This window comes from Paenibacillus sp. P4_E11 (genome assembly GCF_056401635.1).
In genome coordinates this window covers 1-1,305 of sequence record NZ_JBFUIX010000492.1, presented here as the reverse complement: position 1 = coordinate 1,305, position 1,305 = coordinate 1, and the positions used below count along the sequence as shown (strand labels likewise).

3 protein-coding genes are annotated in these 1,305 nt (G+C 42.0%); 2 read left to right on the top strand and 1 reads right to left on the bottom strand.

The genetic code is table 11. The annotated features are described in order from the left end of the window. Positions 1-202, bottom strand: a 202-nt coding sequence (locus AC1DWB_RS35395) for a DnaA N-terminal domain-containing protein (RefSeq protein WP_477545747.1), incomplete at its 3' end; no start/stop codon positions are given. A gap of 515 nt (positions 203-717) precedes the next feature. Between AC1DWB_RS35395 and rpmH the strand changes: the two genes are divergently transcribed. After that, the gene (gene rpmH / locus AC1DWB_RS35390) at positions 718-852 is read left to right on the top strand and encodes a 50S ribosomal protein L34 (protein ID WP_477545746.1); all 135 of its coding nucleotides are present in this window, start codon (positions 718-720) and stop codon (positions 850-852) included. 141 nt (positions 853-993) lie between these two features. After that, positions 994-1,305, top strand: a 312-nt coding sequence (gene rnpA, locus AC1DWB_RS35385) for a ribonuclease P protein component (protein ID WP_477545745.1), incomplete at its 3' end; no start/stop codon positions are given.

Sequence of the window (1,305 nt, the reverse complement as noted above, 5' to 3'; positions counted from 1 at the left end):
ATACCGTGCTGCGAATCATCTTCGAATAGCGGCTTTCTAGCCATTCCATAGAAAATTTGTTCGGTGCACAAATAACAAGCGATGTATCGGTAAATACCGTTGCTCGCGTTGACCTCAGCCAAGTATCGTAGCTGGGTTTGCTGAGTTTGGTCTGGATGATGGACAACACTTGGTGCCATAATTCTTGTATGTGGCCATCCACAATTTGTTCACTCCTTTGCATGCGAGCCTTGTATTCACAAGCCTTGCTATGTCAATCATTAAGGGATCGTGTCGAAAAGTATCCACAAAACTCCATCTTATTGGAAATGATGCAATAACAGCTGGGGGCATTTGTTCACAAAGTTATCCACACGTTGTTAATAAGTTGAGGATATTCTGAGGTTGTACACAACCGAAAACAATATTATGATAGCAGAATGAAGCCTTGTTTTCAATGCAATTCGCGTATTTATCCACAAATTCAATCTCTTGTGTATGAAAGTTGTCAACAGCACTACATATTGTTTACAATCTGTGTGAAATCGACAAATAACACTGGTTTCGACAATAATAATTATACACAGGTGAATAAGTGTTTGGATGTACTCACGAACATGTGCATATATAATTTTACCAGTTGGGGAAGTGCATTGACTTTTGTATCCGAAATATGATTTAATTGATGAAGGTATTTTTGCCAACAGTTATAGGATTTCCTTGAGAGGGGTGCAATAGATGGGACCGACATTTAAACCGAATGTGAGCAAGCGCGCTAAGGTTCATGGGTTTCGTGCGAGAATGAGTACTAAGAACGGCCGTAAAGTTCTTAAAGCTCGTCGCTTAAAAGGCAGAAAAGTTATTAGTGCATAAGTGAAGGCCACTTAGAGGTGGTCTTTTTTTTTGATTTTATTCGCAAAGGCCATTTCTGCATCCTCAGTACGAGTTTATTTCGCATGACTTGTGTGAATGCTAGGAAATATGGGCTTTTCCGAGAACTCGGCGGTGATGGACGTGCAAAAAGAGTTAAGGCTGACGAAAAAAGAAGACTTCAATAAGGTGTATCGATTCGGCAAATCGAACGCCAACTTCCAATTTGTCGTGTATAGCTTGCCGCAATCTAAGGTTGAGCGTTTTCGCGCAGGGATCTCGGTCAGCAAGAAGGTTGGCAATGCGGTGGTGCGTAACCGAATTCGCAGGGTAGTAAAAGAGATTCTAAGACATCATGCGGACCGAATCCGACTTCACTGCGATATTGTCGTGATTGCCCGCAAGCCTGTCGCAGAAATGGATTATAAGGAGATGGAGAAGAGCTTGCTCCATGCC

Coding starts and splice junctions, on each gene's coding strand:
- rpmH (WP_477545746.1), top strand. CDS start 718: ATGGGACCGACATTTAAACCGAATGTGAGCAAGCGCGCTAAGGTTCAT.